The following is a 22,032-nucleotide window of genomic DNA, read 5'->3' as shown; positions in this document are numbered from 1 at the left end:
CCGCGGGTGGCAAGGCGAGCGTCCCCGTCAGCCGTTGACCCGGTCGACCTTGCTCACCGCCCGTTTGCCGCGCAGTTCCGCGATGATGGCGTTGAGGTGCTTCAGGTCCCAGACCGAGAGGTCGATGACGATCTCGGTGAAATCCTGGGTGCGCCGCTTCATCGAAAGATTGTCGATGTTGCCGTCGTGGTCGGCGATCACTTGCGAGATCTGGGCGAGCACGCCCGGTTCGTTGATGGATTGCAAGGCGAGCCTGGCCGGGAATCGCTCGTTGCCGCCCGCCTCCACGTCCCAGCGCACGTCGAGCCAGCGTTCGGGCTCGTTGTCGAAGGCCGCCAGCGCCGCCGACTGGATCGGATAGATGGTCACGCCGACGCCCGGAGTCAGGATGCCGACGATGCGGTCGCCGGGGACCGCGCCGCCGTTGGGGGCGAAGGTGACGGCCAGATCGCTGTCGAGACCGCGAATCGGGATCGCCTCGGAGTGGGTCACGTCGGGCATCGCCCCGTCGGGGAAGGTCAGACGCATGGTCTGGTCCTTGGCCAGACTCAGCCGCCCCGCCCCGCCGCCGGCGGGCTGCTGCAGGGGCGAGGACGACCCGAGCCGGCGCTCCTCCTTGAAGTCGGGATAGACCGCCTTGACCACGTCGCCCGAGAACATCTCGCCTCGGCCCACCGCCGCGAACACGTCCTCGGCCGAGACGCGGGCAAGGCGGGGCAGCGCGCCGCGCAGCTTGTCCTGCGTGAAGCTCTTGCCGGCCCGCTCGAAGGCGCGGTCGAGGATCTGGCGGCCGAGCCCGGCGTATTGCCGGCGCACCGCGACGCGGGTCGCCCGCCGGATGGCGGAGCGCGCCTTGCCGGTGACCACGAGCGACTCCCAGGCCGCCGGCGGCGACTGTCCGTCGGAGCGGGCGATCTCGACCTCGTCGCCGTTGGCGAGTTCGTACAGCAGCGGCGCCATGCGCCCGTTGATCTTGGCGCCCACCGCCGAATTGCCGACGTCGGTATGGACGGCATAGGCGAAATCGATGGGGGTGGCGCCGCGCGGCAGGGCGATGAGGCGGCCCTTGGGCGTGAAGCAGAACACCTGGTCCTGGAACAGCTCGAGCTTTGTGTGCTCCAGGAATTCCTCGGCGCTGTCGCCCTCGGCCAGGAGTTCGATGGTGCGGCGCAGCCACTGGTAGGCGCCGCTCTCGGTGGCGAGGCGCGGGTGCACCCCGACCTCCTCCGTGTCGCCCGCCTCCTTGTAGTGGGCGTGGGCGGCGATGCCGTATTCGGCGATCTCGTCCATGGCGGCGGTGCGGATCTGCAGTTCGACACGCTGGCTCTTGGGGCCGATCACGGTGGTGTGGATCGACCGGTAGTCGTTCTGCTTGGGCGTCGAGATGTAATCCTTGTAGCGGCCCGGCACCATCGGCCAGGTGGTGTGGACGACGCCGAGCGCCCCGTAGCAGTCGTCGAGGCGCTCCACCACCACGCGGAACCCGAAGATGTCGGAGAGCTGCTCGAAGGCGATCGACTTGCGCTCCATCTTCGACCAGATCGAGAACGGCCGCTTCTGCCGCCCGCTCACCTGCGCGGTGATCCCGCGCGCCGCGAGCTTGGCGGTCAGATCGCGCTCGATGCTGTCGACAAGCCGTTCGGACCGGGCCGAGAGGTCGGAGAGCCTCTGCGTGATGGTGGCGTAGATGTCGGGCTTGAGGTTGCGCAGGGCGAGGTCCTCGAGCTCCTCGCGCAGCTCCTGCATGCCCATGCGGCCCGAGAGCGGCGCGTAGATGTCGAGGGTCTCCTCGGCGATCCGCACCCGCTTCTCGGGCGGCATGTGGTGGAGGGTCCGCATGTTGTGCAGGCGGTCGGCGAGCTTCACGAGGAGCACGCGCACGTCGGCGGCCACCGCCAGAAGCAGCTTGCGGAAGTTCTCGCCCTGGGCCGCCCGCTTCGAGACGAGGTCGAGCCGCTTCAGCTTGGTCAGCCCGTCCACCAGGGCCCCGATCTCGGGGCTGAAGATCTCGCGGATCTCGTCGAGGGTGGCGGCGGTGTCCTCGATGGTGTCGTGAAGCACGGCCGCCACGATGGTGGCGTCGTCGAGCTTCAGGTCGGTGAGGATCGCGGCGACTTCCAGGGGATGGGCGAAGAACGGATCGCCCGAGGCGCGCTTCTGGGTGCCGTGCGCGCGCATCGCATAGACGTAGGCGCGGTTGAGGAGGCTTTCGTCCGTGGCGGGGTTGTAGCGTCTGACCCGCTCGACGAGCTCGTACTGGCGCATCATCCGCCGTGTTCACCTTCCCTGATCGTCGCCGGCCCCGATCACCACCGCCCGCGGCCGCCCGTCATTTGTTCCGCATCGCCGCGAAGCGCGCCAGACCCATGGCACCGCAACCCTGCGATAATCGCGCGTCGCGACGAAAAAACCCGGCACCAGGGCCGGGTTTCGTCGTCGCGACGGAGGTCTCGGATCGAGAAGGCGCTATTCGCCCTCTTCCTCGGTCTCGGTCGGGGGTGCCAGGTTCTCGAGGCCGCGCAGAAGGTCTTCCTCGCTCATGCGGTCGAACTGCACGGCGCTGTCGTCGCTCGTGGAGGGCGGGGCCACCGAGGCGGCGGCCGGGGAGCTCGACAGCAGCGGCACGGTCTCGGCCTCGGGCTCGTCGACCTCCACGTACTTCTGCATGGAGTGGATGAGCTGTTCCTTGAGGTCGTCGGCGGTGATGGTGGCGTCGCCGATCTCGCGCAGGGCGCAGACCGGGTTCTTGTCGCGGTCGCGGTCGATCGTCAGGGGCGCCCCGGCGGCGAGCAGACGGGCACGGTGACTGGCGAGCAGGACGAGCTCGAACCGGTTCTCGACCTTGTCGATGCAATCTTCAACGGTGACGCGAGCCATGGCGGACGGCTCCTTCTTTGAAAACGGATGTCGGGGCTGAGCATGGCTCTTACACCGCATGACGCCCTGCAACAAGGAGCGTGCGAGACGAGCGAAAAGCCGCTCCTGCACGATCGGCGTGTGCGATGAAGCCCGGTGGCCATGATCGACAAATGCCGGCGGCATCGCGGCAACCGCCCCCTGCAGTGCCATGTTGACACAGGTGGCCGGCGATGCGACTGCGCCGCCCTCTCGGGCCGACCCGCCGGGGCGATCCTGGGGCGACCCCGAACGACGACGAGGACCGATGACGCGGGCATGCATCTTTCCAGGTCAGGGAAGCCAGTCGGTGGGCATGGGTCGGGCCCTGGCCGAGGCCTTTCCCCAGGCACGTCTCGTGCTGGAGGAGGTCGATGCGGCGCTGGGAGAGAGCCTGTCGCGCCTGATGTTCGAGGGGCCGACCGACACGTTGACCCTGACCACCAATGCGCAACCCGCGCTGATGGCGGCGAGCCTCGCGACCCTGCGCGTGCTGGAGGCCGAGCGCGGCCTCGACCTGAAGCGCGACGTCGCCTGCCTCGCCGGGCATTCGCTCGGTGAATACACGGCCCTGGCCGCGGCCGGCACGATCACGATCACCGACGCGGCCAGGCTGCTGCGCTTGCGCGGCGCGGCCATGCAGAAGGCGGCCGGGCCGGGGCAGGGCGCGATGGCGGCGCTGATCGGGCCGGATGCCGAGACGGCCGGGGCGATCGCGGCCGAGGCCGCCGAGGCGGACGTCTGCGAGGTCGCCAACGACAACGGCGCCGGGCAGGTGGTGCTGTCGGGCACCAGAGCGGCCGTCGAGCGGGCGGTCGCCATCGCACAGGGGCGCGGCGTCAAGCGCGCCGTGATGCTCAACGTCTCCGCCCCGTTCCACTGCTCGCTGATGGGGCCCGCCGCCGAGGCGATGCGCGCCGCGCTCGACGGCGTGCAGCTCCAGCCTCCCGTCGTGCCGGTCTACGCCAACGTCCTGGCGGCCCCCGTCACCGATCCGGAGGCGATCCGAAATGCCCTCGTCGCCCAGGTCACCGGCACGGTGCGCTGGCGCGAGAGCGTGCTCGCCATGGTCGCCGCCGGCGTCGACAGCTTCCACGAGATCGGCACCGGCAAGGTGCTCACCGGCCTCGTCAAGCGAATCGCCCCCGAGGCGAAGGCCGGCGCCATCGGCACGCCCGAGGACGTCGCCGCGTTCCCGGACCTGCGCTGACGCGCGGGCCCAGACCCAACAACCCGAGGGAAGCCCCATGTTCGACCTGACCGGCCGCAAGGCCCTCGTCACCGGCGCCACCGGCGGCCTCGGCGGCGCCATCGCCCGCGCGCTGCATGCGCAAGGGGCCGTGGTCGCGATCTCCGGCACCCGCAGCGAGGCCCTGGACGGGCTGGCCGGCGAACTCGGCGGCGACAGGGTTCATCCCCTACTGTCCGACCTCTCCGACAAGGCGGCGGTGGAGGCCCTGGTGCCGGCCGCCGAGGCGGCCATGGGCGGCCTCGACATCCTGGTGAACAATGCCGGCATCACCCGCGACAACCTCTTCCTGCGCATGAAGGACGAGGAATGGGACGCCGTGATCGCGGTCAACCTCACCGCCGCCTTCCGGCTGTCGCGGGCGGCGGTCAAGGGCATGATGCGCCGGCGCCACGGCCGCATCGTCAACATCGGTTCGGTGGTGGGCGCCACCGGCAATCCGGGCCAGGTCAACTACGCCGCCGCCAAGGCCGGCCTCGTGGGAATGACGAAGGCGCTGGCGGCCGAGGTCGCCACCCGCAACCTCACGGTCAACTGCATCGCACCGGGCTTCATCACCTCGCCGATGACCGACGGGCTCAACGACAAGCAGCGCGAGACGATCCTGACGCGCGTGCCCATGGGCCGCCTCGGCAGCGGCGGCGACGTCGCCGCGGCGGCGGTCTACCTCGCCTCCGACGAAGCCGGCTACGTCACCGGCCAGACCCTGCACGTCAACGGCGGCATGGCGATGTATTGACGATCCGCCCCGGCCTCGATTGCTGCGCCGCACACCGGGCGAAGACCGTAGAATTCGCAGAAAGACCACACCGATGAATGGCTTGTGAACGGCCCCTCGCCAGCGCCGGAACCCTATGCTACCACCCCGCCTGCCGTGCTTGGGGGGTTGACGGATCAGCGTATAGCGGGTTTGCAGAACCCCGCGCGATCGGACACACGCCGCCTCCGACGAACGTCGGATCTGAGGAGCGGCCACGGCGCCTTCACCATCACGATCGAATAGCTAAGGACCAAGAACGATGAGCGATATCGCTGAGCGCGTGAAGAAGATCGTTGTCGAGCACCTGGGCGTCGAGCCCGAGAAGGTGGTCGAGGGGGCGAACTTCATCGACGACCTCGGCGCCGACAGCCTCGACACCGTCGAGCTCGTGATGGCGTTCGAGGAAGAATTCAACGTCGAGATCCCGGATGACGCCGCCGAGACGATCCAGACCGTCGGCGATGCCGTGAAGTTCCTCGAGAAGAACTCCGCTTGAGACGTTGAGACGGAGCGGCGCCTGGAACAGGGTCGAACGACCCCGGGCGCCGAACGTTTGACGAGTATGACGGGACCGGTTCGGGATAACGCGATGCGTCGGGTGGTGGTGACGGGTTTGGGGATGGTGACCCCGCTCGGGAGCGGAGTCGAAGCCACCTGGAGCCGGTTGATCGCCGGGGACAGCGGCGCTGCCAAGGTCACGGCCTTCGACGTCGATGACCTCGCCTGCCGCATCGCGTGTTCGGTTCCCCTCGGCGACGGCAGCGACGGCACCTTCGATCCCGACCGCTGGATGGAGCCGAAGGAGCAGCGCAAGGTCGATCCGTTCATCGTCTACGCGATGGCGGCGGCCGGCCAGGCCCTCGACGACGCCGACTGGCACCCCAAGACCCACGAGGATCAATGCGCCACCGGCGTGATGATCGGTTCGGGCATCGGCGGCATCGGCGGCATCTACGACGCGTCGGTGACCCTCCACGACAAGGGCCCGCGGCGCATCTCGCCGTTCTTCATTCCCGGACGCATCATCAACCTCGCCTCCGGCCAGGTCTCTATCGCCCATGGGCTCAAGGGCCCGAATCACGCGGTGGTCACCGCTTGCTCCACCGGCGCCCACGCCATCGGCGATGCCGCCCGTCTCATCCAGTTCGGCGACGCCGACGTGATGCTGGCGGGGGGCGCCGAATCCCCCGTCAACCGCCTCGCCATCGCGGGTTTCGCGGCCTGCCGCGCCCTGTCGACGGGGTTCAACGACGACCCCGCCCGCGCCTCGCGGCCCTACGACAAGGACCGGGACGGCTTCGTGATGGGCGAGGGCGCCGGCGTCGTGGTGCTCGAGGAATACGAGCACGCCAAGGCTCGCGGCGCCAAGATCTATGCCGAGGTCGTGGGCTACGGGCTCACCGGCGACGCCTACCACATCACCTCGCCCGCCCCCGACGGCGACGGCGCCTTCCGCTGCATGACGGCCGCCGTGAAGCGGGCCGGCATCGCCCCCTCGGCCATCGACTACATCAACGCCCACGGCACCTCGACGCCGATGGGCGACGAGCTCGAACTCAAGGCCGTCGAACGCCTCCTCGGTGAGAGCGCGGCCAAGGCTTCGATGTCGTCGACGAAGTCCGCCATCGGCCACCTCCTGGGTGCCGCCGGCGCGGTCGAGGCGATCTTTTCCGTCCTGACCATCCGCGACGGGGTCATCCCGCCGACGCTGAACCTCGACAATCCCTCCGTCGAGACCGCCATCGACCTCGTGCCGCACGAAGCCAAGCGCAAGCGGGTCGACGTCGTCCTGTCGAACTCCTTCGGGTTCGGCGGCACCAACGCCTCCCTGGTGATGCGCCGCGTCGAGGCTTAGCCCGACGGCGGATCGCTCACGCGGGGACGGTTTCCGCCGTCGCGACCGGGAGCCCGGTCGCTGGACGCCACGCGAGACCGTCGCGCGCCGCCGCGACGAGATCGGCGTGGATCGCGGGATCGGCGAGCCAAGCATCCACCCGCGCACAGACCAGCCTCTCCGTCGACCGCTGCGCGTAGAGGCCGTAGCTCTCCGCGATGAAGCCGGACAGGCTCATGGTGCGGGACCGTCCGGTCTTGGCGAATTCCGGCGACAGGAAGAGGGCGCTACCCGGGACGCCGTAGTACTCCGCGATCTCGGGGTAGACCGGCCAGGTCCCGAGGCGGATGAACTCGTCGGCGAGATAGGCATCGAGGTCGCAGTCGCCGTAAGCGATCCCGGCCTTGTCGAGGAGGCCGCGGGCGAGGTCGGCGGCCACGTACATCTTGGGATGGTTGGTGGCATGCATGAAGCAGCCGCGGCGGGTCCAGCGGGCGAGGTCGGCCTCGAGGTCGTAGCCGGTCTGTTCGCCGAGCAGGCGCAGGAAGGCCACCGATTCCGTCCAGCCGTCGAAGTATCCCAGGCGCCGGTAGACCGCGGCCGTGAACAGCCGCCGCGTCTCGTCCGGATCGAGGCCGGCCCGGAACCCGAACAGAGCCAGAGCGGAATGCGACCGCCCCATCGGACCGACGAGGAGGTTGCCGTCGCCGGGCACAACCTCTTCGCCGATGTGCACGAGGTCCGGATGAAACGCCGGAAACACGATCGACGGCATCAGGATGAGGTTGGCGCTGGCCCTCAGGGTCTCGATGTCGCCGCCGTCCTTGAACGCCGGCAGGTAGGTGTTGGCGAAGACGACGTCGCTCTCCTGGGCCGCCTCCACGAGGTCGCTCATGCGGGCGAACGTCTTGGCGGCGCTGAAGGCGGAGACGAAGGTCACGGAGGCGCCCGGCAGGATGAGCCGCATCGCCCGGGCGACCGCCGCACCCTGGCAGATCCCGATCACCAGGATGCGCGGCGATCCGGTGGCGCTCTCGGGAGCGAGGCGGGAGAGGGCGCCGCGTTGAACCCTTCGCAGAACGTCGATAATCGGCATGGTCGGGTTGTCTCACCATTGCCTGACGAGAACAAGCATCGGCCCCTTGAGCGCCGTACCGCGATCGCAGGAGGACCCATGGCGTCCGATCGACCGACAGCCGACCCCTTCGCGACGAACCCCTATTCCGCCTTGCCCGACCGTCGATCCTGGCGGAAGGCCGTGGCCGGAACCCCTCCCTTCGCCCTCGACCCCACCGGCGCCGCCGGCTTCCGGCTGACGCGGACCGAGCGCATCGCCACCGCCGGGAGCTGTTTTGCCCAGCACGTCGCCCGCGCCCTGAAGGCGGAGGGTTTCAATTTCCTCGTCGTCGAAACGCCGTCGGCCGGCACCGCCACCACCGCATCCGCGGACGGGGAGGGGGATTTCTCGGCGCGCTACGGCAACATCTACACGACGCGCCAGCTCGTTCAGCTGTTCGAGCGCGCCTTCGGCACCTTCGCGCCGCGCCTGGAGGCCTGGCAGCGTGCCGACGGGCGCTTCGTCGATCCGTTCCGGCCGCGGATCGATCCGGCCGGCCACGAAAGCCCCGAGGCCGTGGCGACGGCCCGCGAGGTCCATCTCGCCCATGTCCGCACCCTGTTCCAGACCCTCGACACCCTGGTGTTCACCCTGGGCCTCACCGAGGGATGGCGCGACAGCGCAGACGGCGCCGCCCTGCCGCTTCCGCCCGGCGTCGCCGGCGGGATCTGGGACCCCGCCGAGGTCGGCTTTGCCAATGCCGGCGTGGCCGAGATGACCGCCGACATGCTCGCCTTTGTCGATGCCCTGCGCGGCGTGAACCCGGCGGCCCGGGTCATCCTCACGGTCTCGCCGGTGCCGCTGGCCATGACCTACGCCGACCGCCACGTCCTGGTCGCCAACGCCTACAGCAAGGCGGCCCTGCGGGTGGTCGCCGAGGAGGTCTGCGCCGCCCGGCCGGAGGTGTTCTATTTCCCCTCCTACGAGATCGTCACGGCGCCGACCACGCAGGGGCGCTACTTCGCCGACAACCTGCGCGCGGTGACCCCGGCGGGCGTCGCGCACGTGATGCGCTGTTTCATGGCCCACGCCGCGCACGAGGGCGCGCGGGCGGAGGCACCGCGCTTCGACGTTCGAAGCGAGAACCAGCGCACCGCGAAGGTGGTGTGCGACGAGGAGCTGCTCGATTCCTGACGATCCCGACGAGGGCGTCGCCGGATCGCGTTTTGGCCATAAAAATCGCTAGACTCCGGCGATCGATGCCAAGCTTGACGGTGGTTGCGGCGCAGGGCCACGTGAGTGTGGCGGCGATCGGCGCTTCCGAAATCCGCACAGGGTGTTCATGTTCCGCAGACGCCAGCCGCCAGCGCCCTCCGCTCCCGCGGACGAGCCGGCCCAACCGATCCGCCTCTCGCCCCGCAGCCCGAGCGAGGCCATCAAGCCCACCGCCGCCCCGGCGCCGCCGACCCGGCCCGAGCGGCGCCGGGGTGGCCTCGTCGGCACCATCAGCGGCCTGCTCACCCTGTTCGTCGTCGTGGCGATCGCCGCGATGATCGGCCTCTCGGTCTTCCAGCGGCAGACCGGCGAGCCGGGTCCGCTGCCGGCCGACAAGGTCGTCGTCATCCCCTCGCGCAGCGGCACCAGCGAGATCGCCGAAGCCCTGACCCGCGAGGGCGTGATCGCCCATACCGGCCTGTTCGAGATCGCCGCCCGCCTCAGTGGCAAGGCCCTCAAGGCCGGCGAATATCCATTCAAGGCCCATGCCAGCCTCGCCGACGTCATCGACGTGCTCGCCGCCGGACGGCAGGTGCAGCACGCCATCACCTTCCCCGAGGGGCTGACCAGCGAGCAGATCGTCGCCCGGCTCAACGACGACGACGTGCTGGCCGGCGACATCAACGAGATCCCGCCCGAGGGCGCGCTCCTGCCCGACACCTACAAGTTCGAGCGCGGCGCCACCCGCCAGCAGATCCTCAACCTGATGCGCACCAAGCAGCGCGAGGTGCTCAACCAGATCTGGGCCCGCCGCAACGCCGAGGTCCCTGTCAAGACGCCGGCCGAGATGGTGACGCTCGCTTCCATCGTCGAGAAGGAGACCGGCCGCGCCGACGAGCGCCCCCGGGTCGCCGGGGTCTTCGTCAACCGCCTCAACAAGCGGATGAAGCTGCAGTCGGACCCCACCATCGTCTACGGTCTGGTCGGCGGCCGCGGCACCCTCGGGCGCGGCATCCAACGATCCGAGATCGACCGGCCGACGCCCTACAACACCTATGTCATCGAAGGCCTGCCGCCCGGCCCCATCGCCAATCCCGGCCGGGCCGCCCTCGAGGCTGTGGCCAATCCCTCCCGGACCAAGGACCTGTTCTTCGTGGCCGACGGCACCGGCGGCCACGCCTTCGCCGAGACCCTCGAAGGCCACAGCCGCAACGTGGCCCGCTGGCGTCAGGTCGAGCGCAGCCGCCAGTCACCGGCGACCCCCGACGCGGCCCCGGTCGACAAGGCCGAGCCGCCGGTGGAATCGGCCGCCGGCGCCAAGGCCTCTGCCTATGCGCCGGGCGGGGCGAACTTCGCCCTCGGCGCCGGACAGGACACCACGGCGCAGAAGTCCAAGGCCTTCGACGCCTCGGAAGGCACGAAGCTCGACCCCCTGCGCAACAAGACCTTCGACCTCAATTCGGCCAAGTCGGTGCCGGCCCTGCGCCAGCCGTGACCGAACCGGCGCCGCCAGAGGCGACCCTGTCGAGCATGACCGGGTTCGCCCGTGCCGCCGGCACCACCGGCCCCGTGCAATGGGCCTGGGAGGTCCGCAGCGTGAACGGGCGCGGCCTCGACATTCGCCTGCGGGTTCCCACCGGCTACGACGGCGCCGGCGAGACCGCCCGCGTGGCGCTCCAGCGTGCGCTGACCCGCGGGCAATGCCAGGTCACGCTGTCGATCACCCGGCCGGAGGCGCCGCCGCGCGTGCGCATCAACGAGACGCTGCTCGCCTCCCTGGCCGCCTCCGTCGCCCGGGTGCCGCTGCCGCCGGGGATGTCACCGGCCACCCTCGACGGTCTGCTGGGCATCCGTGGCGTGGTCGAAGCCGACGAGGAGCCCGCGGCCGATGCCGAAGCGCTGTCGCGGGACCTGGCGCAGGCCGCATCGCACCTCGTGGCCGATCTCGTGGCGGCGCGGCGGGACGAGGGCCGCCAACTCGGCGCGATCCTCGCAGGACAGATCGCGGCGATGGAGCGCCTGACCCGGGCCGCCGAGGATTGCCCGAGCCGCAGGCCGGAGGCCGTGCGGGCGCGCCTGGCCGTGGCGGTGGCGGCGCTCGCCGGTGCGGGCGGCCTCGACGGCGACCGGCTGCACCAGGAGGCGGTGCTGCTGGCGGCCAAGGCCGACGTGCGCGAGGAACTCGACCGGCTGCAGGCACATCTGGCCAGCGTCAAGGACCTGGTAGTCGGCGGCGGCGGCATCGGCCGAAAGCTCGACTTCCTGGCCCAGGAACTCGGGCGCGAGGCCAATACCCTGTGCGCCAAGGCGGGCGACGTCGCCCTGTCGCGGATCGGACTCGACTTGAAGGCCGTGGTGGAGCAATTCCGCGAGCAGGTTCAGAACGTCGAATAGGTCCCGGGACACATGGCAGGCACAACCATCGGGCGGCGCGGGTTCATCCTGATCCTGTCCTCGCCCTCGGGGGCGGGCAAGACGACCCTGACCCGGGCCGTGGCCGGCGACCCGACCTGGGGCCTCGATCTCTCGATCTCGGTGACGACCCGGCAGCGGCGCCCGTCCGAGATCGACGGCAAGCACTACACCTTCATCGACCGCGAGGCCTTCGACAGCCTGCGCGCCCGCGACGACCTCCTCGAATGGGCGGAGGTCCACGGCAACTTCTACGGCACGCCGCGGCGCCCGGTGGAGCGGGTCCTGGCCGCCGGCCGCGACATGATCTTCGACATCGACTACCAGGGCACGCGGCAGGTGCGGGGCAAGCTCGCCGACGACGTGGTGACCATCTTCATCCTGCCCCCGAGCATGGCCGAGTTGCGCAGCCGTCTGGAGCGCCGGGCCGAGGATTCGCCCGCCACCATCGAGAAGCGCCTCGCCAACGCCCGGCTCGAGATCCAGCGCTGGAACGAGTACGATTACGTGCTCGTCAACGACGACCTCGACGAGGCCTTCCGCTCTCTGCAGGGCATCCTCACGTCCGAGCGCCTGAAGCGATCGCGGCGCACGGGACTGACCGAATTCGTCGAGGGCCTCCTGAACGAGCCGGACGCCGGCTGAGCCCGTCGTCGGAAAAGCGAGCCTCGACGACGGCGTCAGATCACCGTCCCACGGCGCGCTTCCAGGCTCTGCCACACCATGAGGGCCGGCAGGCCCAGCACCACGTCCGGCACGCGCTTGACCAGGGAGAGCGCCAGCGCCGTTCCGGCGTCGAGGCCGAACAGTCCGCCCACAAGGACGAAGCCGCCCTCCTGGATGCCCAGACCGCTGGGGACCGGGAAGGCCATCGCCTTGATCGCCTGGGTGAGCGCCTCGATCACGATCGCATCGGCCAGCCCCGCTCCCTCGACGCCGAGGCAGACGAGGGCGATCCAGATCTCCACCGCCCCGAGGAACCAGGCCGCGACGTGCAGCACGGTCGACCACAGGAGCGGCCGTCGCCGTCCCGCCGCCCAGACCCGGTCGAGGGCATCCTGAACGTCCCCGGCCTGCGCCGGGGCGCCGGGCTTGGTCTCGGTATCGGCACCGCCGCCGTCCCGCGTGAATCGCCGGCCGAGGTCGCCCACGAGGTTCGTGAGGCGCCTCAGGGCTCCTGCGCGCTGGAAGGCGAAGAACGCCGCCAGCACGATCGTCATCGCGATGAGGGCGTGGGACGCCCATTGCGCCAGCAGCGTCGCCTCCTCTCCCGGCACTTGGTGGAGCAGGACCACGCCGACCACCGCGAAGGCCACCAGCGCCCCGGACTGGATCAGGAGATCGACCAGGATCGAGGCCGCGGCGAAGGTGCCGGCCGCGCCCCAGAACGTGAGGAGCCGGCCGCCGACGATGTCGCCCCCCACCGAGGCCACGGGAAGCAGGGTGTTGATACCCTCGCGCACGAACCGCAGGATGACGAAGGCCGCCTGGGGCACCGCGGCGATCCGGTCGAGGAGGCAGGCCCACCCGAGGCCGCACAGGAGCAGGATGACCATCCGCACGAGGACGATGGCGGCGAGGCCCAGTGGCCCGATGCGCGCGAAGGCGGCGCCGATGGCGGTCGTGTCGTTGGTCGCCACGAGCCAGACGGCGAGGCCCAGGCCGATCAGGGTTGCCGCCAGCGGCAGGCGCCTCAGGATCGCCCTGGTCGCGGTGGAGGCCAGCCCCGCCCCGGTGCGGGCATTCGTCATGGGCGTGCGATCCCGGTCGCACGTGGGAAGCGACGGCGCATGTCCTTCACCGGCGGCTCCTCCGACGTCGTGCGACGGCCCGTGAGCCCGGACGGGCTGGACGTCGATTCCATCGTGCAGCGATAGGGACGCTTTGGGGCCAAAAGTCGATGGGCGCACCCGGGCTCGTGGTCCCGGATCGGCCGAGGGGACAGGATGGGCACGCATCGCCCGGTCCCCGAAACGAAAAACCGCGTCCACCGGAATGGACGCGGTTTTCGATGTCGACCCTGCTGCCGAAAGCGGGATCGCTCCGGGTCCGACCCGTCAGTGACGGTAGTGCTGGATCCGCGTGGTTCGAAGTCCGGCCAGGCCGTGCTGGTCGATCGAAAATTGCCAGCTCAGGAACTCTTCGGTCGTCAGCGTGTAGCGTTGGCAGGCTTCCTCGAGGCTGAGGAGCCCGCCACGGACGGCGGCGACGACTTCGGCTTTACGGCGGATGACCCAACGACGGGTCGTGGTCGGAGGCAGATCGGCAATCGTCAACGGGCTTCCATCGGGCCCGATGACGTACTTCACTCTCGGGCGGTGCGGTTCGGTCATGATACGCTCTACAACTCGACTGACCTGTCGAGCCCTGAGGTTAGGCGCGCCCACTTAAAATATCTTGAAACGGATCGATCGCATCTGAACCGACGTTGACCGTGTCATGTGGATAACCCTGCGCCGATGTTCCGGACGCTCGAAACGGGCAGGCGCGAGGCCCCCACGAGCAGCACCGGTTCGGTGCCCGTGAGGTCGATCGCATCGACCTTTCCGGTGAGCTGGGTATCCACCGAAACTTTGGCGCCGGTGGCGTCGACGGCGTCGACCTTGATCGAATAGGTGCCGTTGGCCGAGCTGAAACCCGACGAGGTGCGGCCGTCCCAGGCGAAGGTCTGGGCACCGGCGGTGAGCGCCTTCGTCTGCGTCGCCACCACGTTTCCCTTGGCGTCGCTGATCGTGATGGTGGCCTGCTTGGCCGCACGTGCCGGCGTGAGGCTCCAGTTCGCCGCCCCGTCCTTGAGCTGCGCGGTCCGGCCGTCGGCGGTGACCGTCTGTCCGATAAAGCCGGTGGCCGAGGCCGCGCTCGACGACTTGGCGTTCGACAGGATCGAGTCGAGGCGGTCGTTGGATTTGAGCTGCTGCTCGACGCCGGCATATTGCACCAGCTGCTGCGTGAACTGGTTGGTATCCAGGGGATCGAGCGGGTTCTGGTTCTTCAGCTGGGTCGTGAGCAGCGTGAGGAACTGTTGAAAGTTGCCCGCGATCTCCTGCTTGTCGGCCGCGACCCCGGTCAGGGCTGCGGTGTTGGTACTGGCGAGCGAACTGATGCTGGCGGTCATGATGGCGATCCTTCAGATCCGGATGTCGATGCCGGCGATCCCGCGCAGCATGCGCGGGGCGGCGTAGTCGGGAAGGGGTTGGGCGGCTGCGTCCGCGCCGGCCGGCCGGGTGCGGGCCTCGCCGGGCCGGGACTCCGACCGCGGGTCGCCGGATCCCTGCCCCCCGGGACCGCCGTCGCCGCGCAGGGACAGGTCGATGCCGGAGCCGGCGTCGAGCCCGGCCTGGGACAGGGCCTGCTGCAGGTTGCCCGCGTCACGCTGGAGCAGGGCCAGGGTCTCGGGGCGGTCCACCACCACGCGGGTCGTCACCGTGCCGGTGTCCTTGTCGATGGCGAGCGTCACGTCGATACGCCCGAGGTCGATCGGGTCGAGGCGAATCTGGAACTGGCTCGATCCCGACAGCGAGCGCAGGCCGATCGTCATCGGCACGGCGCCGATCGGAACCGGCGGGCCCTGGTGCGGGGTGGCGGCCGATGGGGTCGAGGCCGGACCGCCCGGGGCTGCGGCGACGCCCGCGGCGGCCACGCCCGCCACCGGTGCACCATACGCCGGCGTGCCCGCGACCTCCTCTCGCGGCGCCGCAGAACCCAGTTCCGCGGCGAACGACGCGGCGGCTGTCGGAACGGCGGAGCTCGCGTCGGCCGGATCGGTGGATGGCACGGCCGGGCCGGCAGCGTCCGACGCTGGGGCGTGGCCCTCGGCCGTCCCGGCGCCTGCGGCGGACCGCCCGGCAGCGATGGGGGCGGGGGCGTCGCCCTGCGAAGCGGCCGGGACTTCGGGTCCGGCGAGGAGGAGGGGAGCGTGCGCGCTCGCGTCGGGCGAAGCCGCCTCGCCGGACGTCGCTTCGTCGTGCTCGCGTTCGGCCTCTCCGTCCGCGGCCGACCAGGCGTCGCCCTGCTCTGGATCCGGCTCCCCGGCCGGCATCCGAACGCCGGACGTCGGCGTTGGAAAGAAGAACGATGGCAGCGCCGGGGTCGTCGGCGGCGCCTCGGCCGAAGCCTCGTCCTTATCCTCGTCCTCGTCGGCGGCGGCGATGTCTTTGCCTTCGCCCGAGACCGTCGAGACGGGGGCCTGGCCGGACGCGGGAGCCCCGGTCGAGCCGGGCACCGGCGGCGGACCGGCACGAGGCGAACTCGCCGAGGCCGCCGCATCGGATCTCGCCGAAGCCGCAGCGGGATCGGTGTCCCGGACGGGCGGCCTCGCGATCGGGCCCGGTCTGCGTTCATGGACCACGAGACCGGGCCCGACCGGCTCGGTGCCGGAGGCGCGGCGCCTCCCGTCGAGCGCCGCTCGTGACGGAACTGCGCCGGCATCGGCCGTCCTGGCCGCCGTCGCGGGGATCTCGGTCGACGCGGGGGGGCGGGCGCGCGCTTCGGCCGCCCGCGATGCCTGCCGGGGGGCCGTCGCGTCGTTCGCAGCGTCGGCCCCGGCGAGGGTGAAGCGTTCGACGACGGTGGCCTGGCCGGCAGCATTCGACCGCGCGGGGGTCCGCGAGGGTTGTGGCGTCCGTGCATCCGTCTCGTTGATCCGCATCGTCATCCGTCTCGCCCGACCTCGGCAAGAGGTATGGCAAGGGCCGAGCCAGATAGACGGCCATTCAAGCCGCTCGAAAACAACGGTTTTTCGGAAACGCCGGCTCGGCGTACGCAGCCGGACCCTGCCGAATCTGCCGCGGATCGGCAGGATCTGCCGACCTCACGGTGCCGACCGGGCCGCCATGACGGATGCGGCGGCGAAACCGCCGCCATCCCTGGAACTTGCGGGGCGGGATCGCTATAGGAAGGGAGCGGGCGAACGGGTCCGTTCCCCTTCCGGGCACCGGCAAGCCGCGACACGATGAATTCCCTCGACCTTCCCAAGGCTCCGCACGAGACGCGGGTCGTCGTCGCCATGTCCGGCGGCGTCGACTCCTCTGTCGTGGCCGGGTTGCTCAAGCGCGAGGGCTACGATGTCGTCGGCGTCACGCTCCAGCTCTACGACCACGGCGCCGCGACCCATCGCAAGGGCGCCTGCTGCGCCGGCCAGGACATCGACGACGCCCGCCGCGTCGCGGAATCCCTCGACATTCCGCATTACGTCCTCGACTACGAGGACAAGTTCCGCGAGGCGGTGATCGATCGCTTCGCCGAGAGCTACCTCGCCGGCGAGACTCCGATCCCTTGCGTCGAGTGCAATCGGTCCGTGAAGTTTCGCGACCTGCTGGGCCTCGCCCGCAGCCTCGACGCGGATGCCCTGGCCACCGGCCATTACGTGGCGAGCCGGCCGATCGCCCCGGGCGCGCCCGAACGGGCGCTGTACCGCGCCCTCGATCCGGCGCGCGACCAGAGCTACTTCCTCTATGCCACCACCCCGGAGCAGCTCGACTTCCTGCGCTTTCCCCTCGGCGAGTTGCCCAAGGACGAGACCCGCCGCCTGGCGCGCGAATTCGGCCTGTCGGTATCGGACAAGGCCGACAGCCAAGACATCTGCTTCGTGCCGCAGGGCCGCTATGCCGACGTGATCGCCAAGCTGCGCCCCGACGCGGCCAGGCCCGGCGACGTGGTCGACCTCGACGGCCGGGTGCTGGGGCGGCACGAGGGCATCATTCATTACACCGTCGGCCAGCGGCGCGGTCTGCGCCTGGCGCTGGGCGAGCCGCTCTACGTGATCCGCCTGGAGCCCGACTCGGCCCGGGTCGTGGTCGGCCCCCGGGCGGCGCTGGCCACCAGCCGCATGCGCCTGACCGACGTGAATTGGCTCGGACCGATGCCGGCCGCCGGCATCACCGACATGCCGGTGGCGGTCCGTGTGCGCTCGACCCGCGAGCCCCGGCCGGCGACCCTGAGCTACAGGCCCGCGACGGGTGAGGCCGATGTCGTGCTCGGGCTGCCCGAGGACGGGGTCTCGCCGGGCCAGGCCTGCGTCCTCTACGCCGACGACGGGCCGCGGGCTCGCGTCTTGGGCGGCGGCACCATCCGGCGGATCGACGCCCTGCAGGCGGGAACCGCCCGCGCCGCCTGAACTCCTTCCCCGACTCCCCAGATACGAGGTCGACATGCTGAGCGAGCCGCAGGCCGGTCCGAGCACCGCGCTGATGCGCAAGGCCTACGCGCGGTGGGCGCCGGTCTACGACGTGGTCTACGACAAGCTGACCGAGCCGGCCGCCCGCGACGCGGTCCAGGCGGCGGTCGCCTGCGGCCCGCGCATCCTCGAGGCCGGCGTCGGGACCGGCTTGTCGCTCGGCTACTACCCGCCCGGCAGCTTCGTGTGCGGGGTCGACCTGTCCGAGGACATGCTCAAGCGGGCGCGCCGCAAGGTCCTGCGTCGCGGGCTCTCGCATGTGCGCGGCCTGCAGGTCATGGACGTGTGCCGCCTCGGTTATGCCGACGGCAGCTTCGATGCGGTCGTGGCGCAGTTCCTGATCACCCTGGTGCCGGACCCGGAGGGGGCGCTCTCGGAGTTCCTGCGCGTGGTGCGGCCTGGCGGCGAGATCGTGCTCGCCAACCACTTCGGCCAGAGCGACGGCCCCATGGCCAAGGTCGAGGAGATCGTGGCGCCGCTCTGCACCAAGATCGGCTGGTCCTCCGACTTCAAGTCGACCCGGATCGAGGCCTGGGCGCGCAGGAACGGCGTCGAGTTCATCGGGGTCGCCCCGACCTTCCCGGGCGGTTTCTTCAAGATCCTGAGGATGCGCAAGCCGGTCTGACCGGGCGCGGCGACCCAGGAGTGCGCATGAGGAGCGGCGGCGACCTGCGCTGGCGTGGAGGGGCCGCCCTGCGCTGGCTGCCCTTCGCACTTCTGGTGGCGGCCTCCGTCGGCGTACTCGTGTCCGGGGCTTCCCGTTTCGTCGACCTCGACCAACTCCTCGCGTCCCGGGCTTGGCTGTCGGCGGCGGTCGCCGAGAACCCGGCCCGCGCGATGGCAACGGCCTGGCTCGTCTACGTGGGTTGCGTCGTCGTCTCGGTGCCGGCCTCCCTGTTCCTGACGATGATCTGCGGCTTCCTGTTCGGCATGACCGCCGGCGCCTGCCTCGCCGTCGCCGCGGCCTCGACGGGGGCGGCCATCGTGTTCTCGATCGGGCGCTGGGCGGCCGCCGACCTCCTCGCCCGCAGGGCCGGGCCCCGGCTCGCGGCCCTCGCCGACGGCTTCCGGCGGGACGCCTTCGGCTACGTCGTCGTGCTGAGGCTCCTGCCGGTCTTCCCGTTCTGGCTCACCAATCTCGCCCCGGCCGCCTTCGGGGTGCGGCTCTCGACCTTCGTTCTCGCGACCGTAGTGGGCCTGACCCCCGGGGCCTTCGTCTATGCGGCGGCGGGAGCGGCCATCGAGGATATCGTGGCCACCCACGAAGCGGCCAGGGCGGCGTGCTTGGCCGCTTCCGGCCTCGATTGCGACGCCACGCTGTCGTTCGGGGCGTTCGCGACGCCGAAAACGGTGGCGGGGCTCGTCGCGCTGGCGGCCCTGGCGCTCGGTTCGGTGGCGCTCAAGCGTTGGTTCGACCGGCGCCAACGGCGACGCGGCGCCTGATCACGACCGCATGGGGGGGCGGGCCATGCGGCGAGAATCCCATCTCGCGGTGAACCTTCGTCAACGTCGTGCGATGATGGTATCCTGACGGTCAGAGCATGACGACCGCGCATGCGGTCGATCGTGTATAAGACTATTTTGCCGGACTTGGCCCCTCGACAAGCTATCGTTATCCCTGTGCCGTCGAATGGGGTCGACGGTCGGTTCGCGACACGATGGCACGAAGCGATAACGACCGGTATGGACATGACTGCAGCCATCGACGTCGCCAAGACAGATCCCTCGCCCGCGCAACCCGACCGTCGGGAAGTCGGCGCCCGTGCGGAGAGGTGGTTCGACTTGTCGGGCCGGCTGTTCGTCGCCGTCTTCGTCTTGGTTTTTACCATCGGACTTCTCGTGGCGATCGCAGTGATCGTCCAGGTTCGTCGTGACTGGCTGTCGGAACGCCTCAATGCGGCGACGATCGCGGCCATCGCCGTCGAGTTCGCGCCCGTCGGGAGTCCACAGGAGGACAGGATCCGGCTGCTGCTCGACACCCTCGGGGCCAGGGCCATCGCCGTCGAGACCGTCGGCGTCCGGCGTCTCATCGGCAGCGTTGCCGAAGCGGACGCCGGCAGCCGCAAGCTCCACATCGGCGTCGAAGGGGTTGCCGCCGCGACGGCCGCGGCCGGAACGCTCGTCTTCGACGGGTCGATGCGGACGCTTTGGGTCGTCGGTCACGGGAGCGCGCGTCACACGTCCGCCGTCGACGACCGTCCGGCCCCGCGCGCCCAGCTTCCTCGCGTCGAGGTCCTGGTCGACGAAACGGAGATGCGGGCTTCGATGATCGACGTGGCGATCCAGCTTGTGGTCGCGGCCCTGCTGTCGGCGCTGGCGATCGCAGGTCTCGTCTCCCTTGTGGTGAGCCGCCGTGTCTCGCGTCCGGTCCGCCGGCTGATGGCCAACGTCGGCGCCTTCGCCAGCGACCCCGAAGGCATCGGCCGCAACATCGTCCCGTCCCGGCGCAAGGACGAGATCGGCCGGGCGGAGATCGCCCTGGCGCAGATGCAGGGGGCCCTGGCGGGCGAATTGCGGGAACGGCGGCGCCTGGCCGGGCTCGGGCTGTCGGTGAGCAAGATCAACCACGAGCTCAGGAACCTGCTGACGACCGCGCAGCTCCTCGGCGACCGCCTCGAAGGAGTCGCCGATCCGGTGGTCCAGCGTGTCGCTCCCCGCCTGATCGCGACCCTCGATCGGGCGATCCGGTTCTGCGAGGCGACGCTGGCCTACGGCCGCGCCACCGAGCCGTTCCCGCAGCGGCGCCATGTCCTGCTCGCCCCGATCCTCAGCGAGATGGAGGATCTGGCCGGGCTGAGCCACGATTCCCGGATCGCGATCCGGACGCGGGCGGAGGCCGGGCTCACGGTCTTCGTCGACCCCGAGCAGTTCTCGCGCGCGCTGATCAACATCGTGCGCAACGCGGTCCAGGCCCTCGATGCGGCGGGAACCCAGGAGGTGTCCCCCCTCGTCACTGTGACCGCGCGCCGCGACGGCGGGCGCGTGGTCATCCTGATCGCCGACAACGGCCCCGGTCTGCCCGAGAGCGCGCGGGCGACCTTGTTCGCGCCCTTCCAGGGGTCGATGCGGGCCGGCGGCAGCGGGCTCGGCCTCGCCATCGCCTCGGAGCTGGTCCATCTCAACGGAGCGACCCTCGGCCTCGACGAAGGTACCACCGGCGCCTGCTTCCGGATCGTCATTCCCGACAGCTATGCCTCGGGCGAGGGTGACGCGAAGGTCGCGTGAGGGTGGTCGAACGATGCCGCGCGCAGGACCGTGTCAGGCGGCCACGCGATGACGTCGCGGCTTGGAGAACGGCCGGCGACGCTGATTGTTAACCAGCCTGAGCGCGCCGAACGGCAGACCGGTCGTCGATGCCTATTCGGCCGCCAGTGCGAGGCCGGGGACGATGATCCCGATGTCGCGCAGGAGTTCGGCGTCGGCGTCGGTTTCGTTGTTGGCGGTGGTCAGGAGCCGCTCGCCGTAGAAGATCGAATTGGCGCCGGCAAGGAAGCACAGGATCTGGGCCTCGCGGGTCAGTTCCTTCCGGCCGGCGCTCAAGCGCACGCGCGCGCGCGGCATCACGATCCGCGCCGTGGCGCACATCCGCACGATGTCGAGGGGATCGACGGGCGGGCGGTCCTCGAGGGGGGTGCCGGGCACGGCGACGAGGGCGTTGATCGGCACGCTCTCGGGATGCGGCGCGTGGTTGGCGAGGACCTGGAGCATCCCGGCCCGGTCGCTGATCGCCTCGCCCATGCCGACGATGCCGCCGCAGCAGACGCCGATGCCGGCCTCGCGCACGTTCTCCAGCGTCGTCAGCCGGTCCTCGTAGGTCCGCGTCGAGATGATGTCGCCGTAGAAGTCCGGGCCGGTGTCGAGGTTGTGGTTGTAGGAGGTGAGGCCGGCCTCGGCCAGGCGCCCCGCCTGCGAGGCCGTGAGCATCCCCAGCGTCACGCAGGCCTCCATGCCCATGGCGCGGACCCCCCGCACCATGGCGAGGACGGCATCGAACTCCGGCCCGTCCTTGGGCTGGCGCCACGCCGCCCCCATGCAGAAGCGGTGGGCGCCCGAAGCCTTGGCGGCGGCGGCCTCGCGCAGCACCGTATCCACCGGCATCAGGCGTTCGCGCACCTGCCCGGCGTCCTTGTGGTGGGCCGATTGCGGACAATAGGCGCAGTCCTCCGGGCAACCGCCCGTCTTGATCGACAGGAGGCTCGCCCGCTGGATGTCGGCGGGATCGTTGTGCGCCCGGTGGACCTCGGCCGCCCGATACACGAGATCGAGCAGCGGCAGGTCGTGGATCGCCTGGATCTCCGCGACGGTCCAGTCGTGCCGGATCGCCGGGGATGCGTGGGACGGGGCGGAGGCGGAGGCGGTCTCGGTCATCCGCCTAAGAGGCCAATCCCGGCCGGAAAATCAAGCCGAGGGCGCAGTCGCCCGAGCCCGACTGCGA

Annotated in this window: 20 protein-coding genes; 12 read left to right on the top strand and 8 right to left on the bottom strand. The window is 70.4% G+C overall.

Features of this window, described 5'->3' with window-relative positions; translation table 11 throughout:
• Positions 1 to 27: 27 nt before the first annotated feature.
• Both ASG59_RS07245 and rpoZ read right to left on the bottom strand, forming a co-directional pair.
• Positions 28 to 2,268 (bottom strand): bifunctional (p)ppGpp synthetase/guanosine-3',5'-bis(diphosphate) 3'-pyrophosphohydrolase, encoded by a 2,241-nt coding sequence (locus ASG59_RS07245; protein ID WP_056407763.1) that lies wholly within the window; start codon positions 2,266 to 2,268, stop codon positions 28 to 30.
• A 198-nt stretch (positions 2,269 to 2,466) separates the two neighbouring features.
• Positions 2,467 to 2,877, bottom strand: a complete 411-nt coding sequence (gene rpoZ, locus ASG59_RS07240; RefSeq protein ID WP_055885734.1) for a DNA-directed RNA polymerase subunit omega — start codon at positions 2,875 to 2,877, stop codon at positions 2,467 to 2,469.
• 286 nt (positions 2,878 to 3,163) lie between these two features.
• Here rpoZ and fabD point away from each other — a divergent pair, with 286 nt between their 5' ends.
• The 4 genes from fabD to fabF all read left to right on the top strand — a co-directional run bounded on the left by fabD (position 3,164) and on the right by fabF (position 6,759).
• Entirely contained in the window at positions 3,164 to 4,105 is a 942-nt protein-coding gene (gene fabD / locus ASG59_RS07235; RefSeq protein ID WP_056407761.1) for an ACP S-malonyltransferase, read from the top strand.
• A 37-nt stretch (positions 4,106 to 4,142) separates the two neighbouring features.
• A complete protein-coding gene (gene fabG, locus ASG59_RS07230) occupies positions 4,143 to 4,883 on the top strand; it encodes a 3-oxoacyl-[acyl-carrier-protein] reductase (protein ID WP_056407759.1) in 741 nt (246 codons plus the stop codon).
• Between the two features lie 280 nt (positions 4,884 to 5,163).
• Positions 5,164 to 5,400, top strand: a complete 237-nt coding sequence (locus tag ASG59_RS07225; protein ID WP_018044468.1) for an acyl carrier protein — start codon at positions 5,164 to 5,166, stop codon at positions 5,398 to 5,400.
• Between the two features lie 93 nt (positions 5,401 to 5,493).
• Positions 5,494 to 6,759: a beta-ketoacyl-ACP synthase II gene (gene fabF, locus ASG59_RS07220; RefSeq protein ID WP_055885724.1), complete on the top strand. Its 1,266-nt coding sequence runs from the start codon at positions 5,494 to 5,496 to the stop codon at positions 6,757 to 6,759.
• 16 nt (positions 6,760 to 6,775) lie between these two features.
• Here the strand turns inward: fabF and ASG59_RS07215 are convergent, their stop codons facing one another.
• A complete protein-coding gene (locus tag ASG59_RS07215; protein WP_056407758.1) occupies positions 6,776 to 7,834 on the bottom strand; it encodes a WcbI family polysaccharide biosynthesis putative acetyltransferase in 1,059 nt (352 codons plus the stop codon).
• A 78-nt stretch (positions 7,835 to 7,912) separates the two neighbouring features.
• Here ASG59_RS07215 and ASG59_RS07210 point away from each other — a divergent pair, with 78 nt between their 5' ends.
• From ASG59_RS07210 to gmk, 4 genes are all read left to right on the top strand, one after another.
• Entirely contained in the window at positions 7,913 to 8,989 is a 1,077-nt protein-coding gene (locus ASG59_RS07210; protein ID WP_056284142.1) for a GSCFA domain-containing protein, read from the top strand.
• A gap of 148 nt (positions 8,990 to 9,137) precedes the next feature.
• Positions 9,138 to 10,505 carry an endolytic transglycosylase MltG gene (gene mltG / locus ASG59_RS07205; RefSeq protein WP_056408072.1) on the top strand — a complete coding sequence of 456 codons (1,368 nt, stop codon included), beginning with the start codon at positions 9,138 to 9,140 and terminating at the stop codon, positions 10,503 to 10,505.
• Between the two features lie 35 nt (positions 10,506 to 10,540).
• Positions 10,541 to 11,404, top strand: a complete 864-nt coding sequence (locus ASG59_RS07200; protein WP_056407756.1) for a YicC/YloC family endoribonuclease — start codon at positions 10,541 to 10,543, stop codon at positions 11,402 to 11,404.
• Positions 11,405 to 11,416: 12 nt separating this feature from the next.
• Positions 11,417 to 12,067: a guanylate kinase gene (gene gmk, locus ASG59_RS07195; RefSeq protein WP_055885709.1), complete on the top strand. Its 651-nt coding sequence runs from the start codon at positions 11,417 to 11,419 to the stop codon at positions 12,065 to 12,067.
• Between the two features lie 35 nt (positions 12,068 to 12,102).
• Here the strand turns inward: gmk and ASG59_RS07190 are convergent, their stop codons facing one another.
• The 4 genes from ASG59_RS07190 to ASG59_RS20355 form a co-directional block, all read right to left on the bottom strand.
• A complete protein-coding gene (locus ASG59_RS07190; protein ID WP_056407754.1) occupies positions 12,103 to 13,173 on the bottom strand; it encodes a lysylphosphatidylglycerol synthase domain-containing protein in 1,071 nt (356 codons plus the stop codon).
• A 306-nt stretch (positions 13,174 to 13,479) separates the two neighbouring features.
• Positions 13,480 to 13,755 carry a DUF1153 domain-containing protein gene (locus ASG59_RS07185; protein ID WP_055885701.1) on the bottom strand — a complete coding sequence of 92 codons (276 nt, stop codon included), beginning with the start codon at positions 13,753 to 13,755 and terminating at the stop codon, positions 13,480 to 13,482.
• Positions 13,756 to 13,859: 104 nt separating this feature from the next.
• On the bottom strand, positions 13,860 to 14,537 hold the full coding sequence (locus ASG59_RS07180) for a flagellar hook capping FlgD N-terminal domain-containing protein (protein ID WP_056407752.1): 678 nt from the start codon (positions 14,535 to 14,537) through the stop codon (positions 13,860 to 13,862).
• Positions 14,538 to 14,549: 12 nt separating this feature from the next.
• The gene (locus tag ASG59_RS20355) at positions 14,550 to 15,644 is read right to left on the bottom strand and encodes a flagellar hook-length control protein FliK (protein WP_244475659.1); all 1,095 of its coding nucleotides are present in this window, start codon (positions 15,642 to 15,644) and stop codon (positions 14,550 to 14,552) included.
• 729 nt (positions 15,645 to 16,373) lie between these two features.
• Here ASG59_RS20355 and mnmA point away from each other — a divergent pair.
• The 4 genes from mnmA to ASG59_RS07155 all read left to right on the top strand — a co-directional run bounded on the left by mnmA (position 16,374) and on the right by ASG59_RS07155 (position 20,822).
• Positions 16,374 to 17,537, top strand: a complete 1,164-nt coding sequence (mnmA, locus tag ASG59_RS07170) for a tRNA 2-thiouridine(34) synthase MnmA (protein WP_056407748.1) — start codon at positions 16,374 to 16,376, stop codon at positions 17,535 to 17,537.
• A gap of 34 nt (positions 17,538 to 17,571) precedes the next feature.
• Positions 17,572 to 18,222, top strand: a complete 651-nt coding sequence (locus tag ASG59_RS07165; RefSeq protein ID WP_055885691.1) for a methyltransferase domain-containing protein — start codon at positions 17,572 to 17,574, stop codon at positions 18,220 to 18,222.
• A gap of 26 nt (positions 18,223 to 18,248) precedes the next feature.
• Positions 18,249 to 19,040, top strand: coding sequence for a VTT domain-containing protein (locus tag ASG59_RS07160; RefSeq protein WP_056407746.1), 792 nt, complete (start codon positions 18,249 to 18,251; stop codon positions 19,038 to 19,040).
• Between the two features lie 246 nt (positions 19,041 to 19,286).
• Complete coding sequence (locus tag ASG59_RS07155; protein WP_056408070.1) at positions 19,287 to 20,822, top strand: HAMP domain-containing sensor histidine kinase; 1,536 nt, start codon at positions 19,287 to 19,289, stop codon at positions 20,820 to 20,822.
• A 132-nt stretch (positions 20,823 to 20,954) separates the two neighbouring features.
• Here ASG59_RS07155 and bioB read toward each other — a convergent pair whose 3' ends face one another.
• Positions 20,955 to 21,965 (bottom strand): biotin synthase BioB, encoded by a 1,011-nt coding sequence (gene bioB / locus ASG59_RS07150; RefSeq protein ID WP_056407743.1) that lies wholly within the window; start codon positions 21,963 to 21,965, stop codon positions 20,955 to 20,957.
• Between the last annotated feature and the right edge of the window lie 67 nt (positions 21,966 to 22,032).

Source organism: Methylobacterium sp. Leaf466 (assembly GCF_001425565.1).
Lineage (GTDB): Bacteria > Pseudomonadota > Alphaproteobacteria > Rhizobiales > Beijerinckiaceae > Methylobacterium.
Note: the sequence above shows the minus strand (reverse complement) of the source record. Positions and strands in the feature narration are given on the sequence as shown.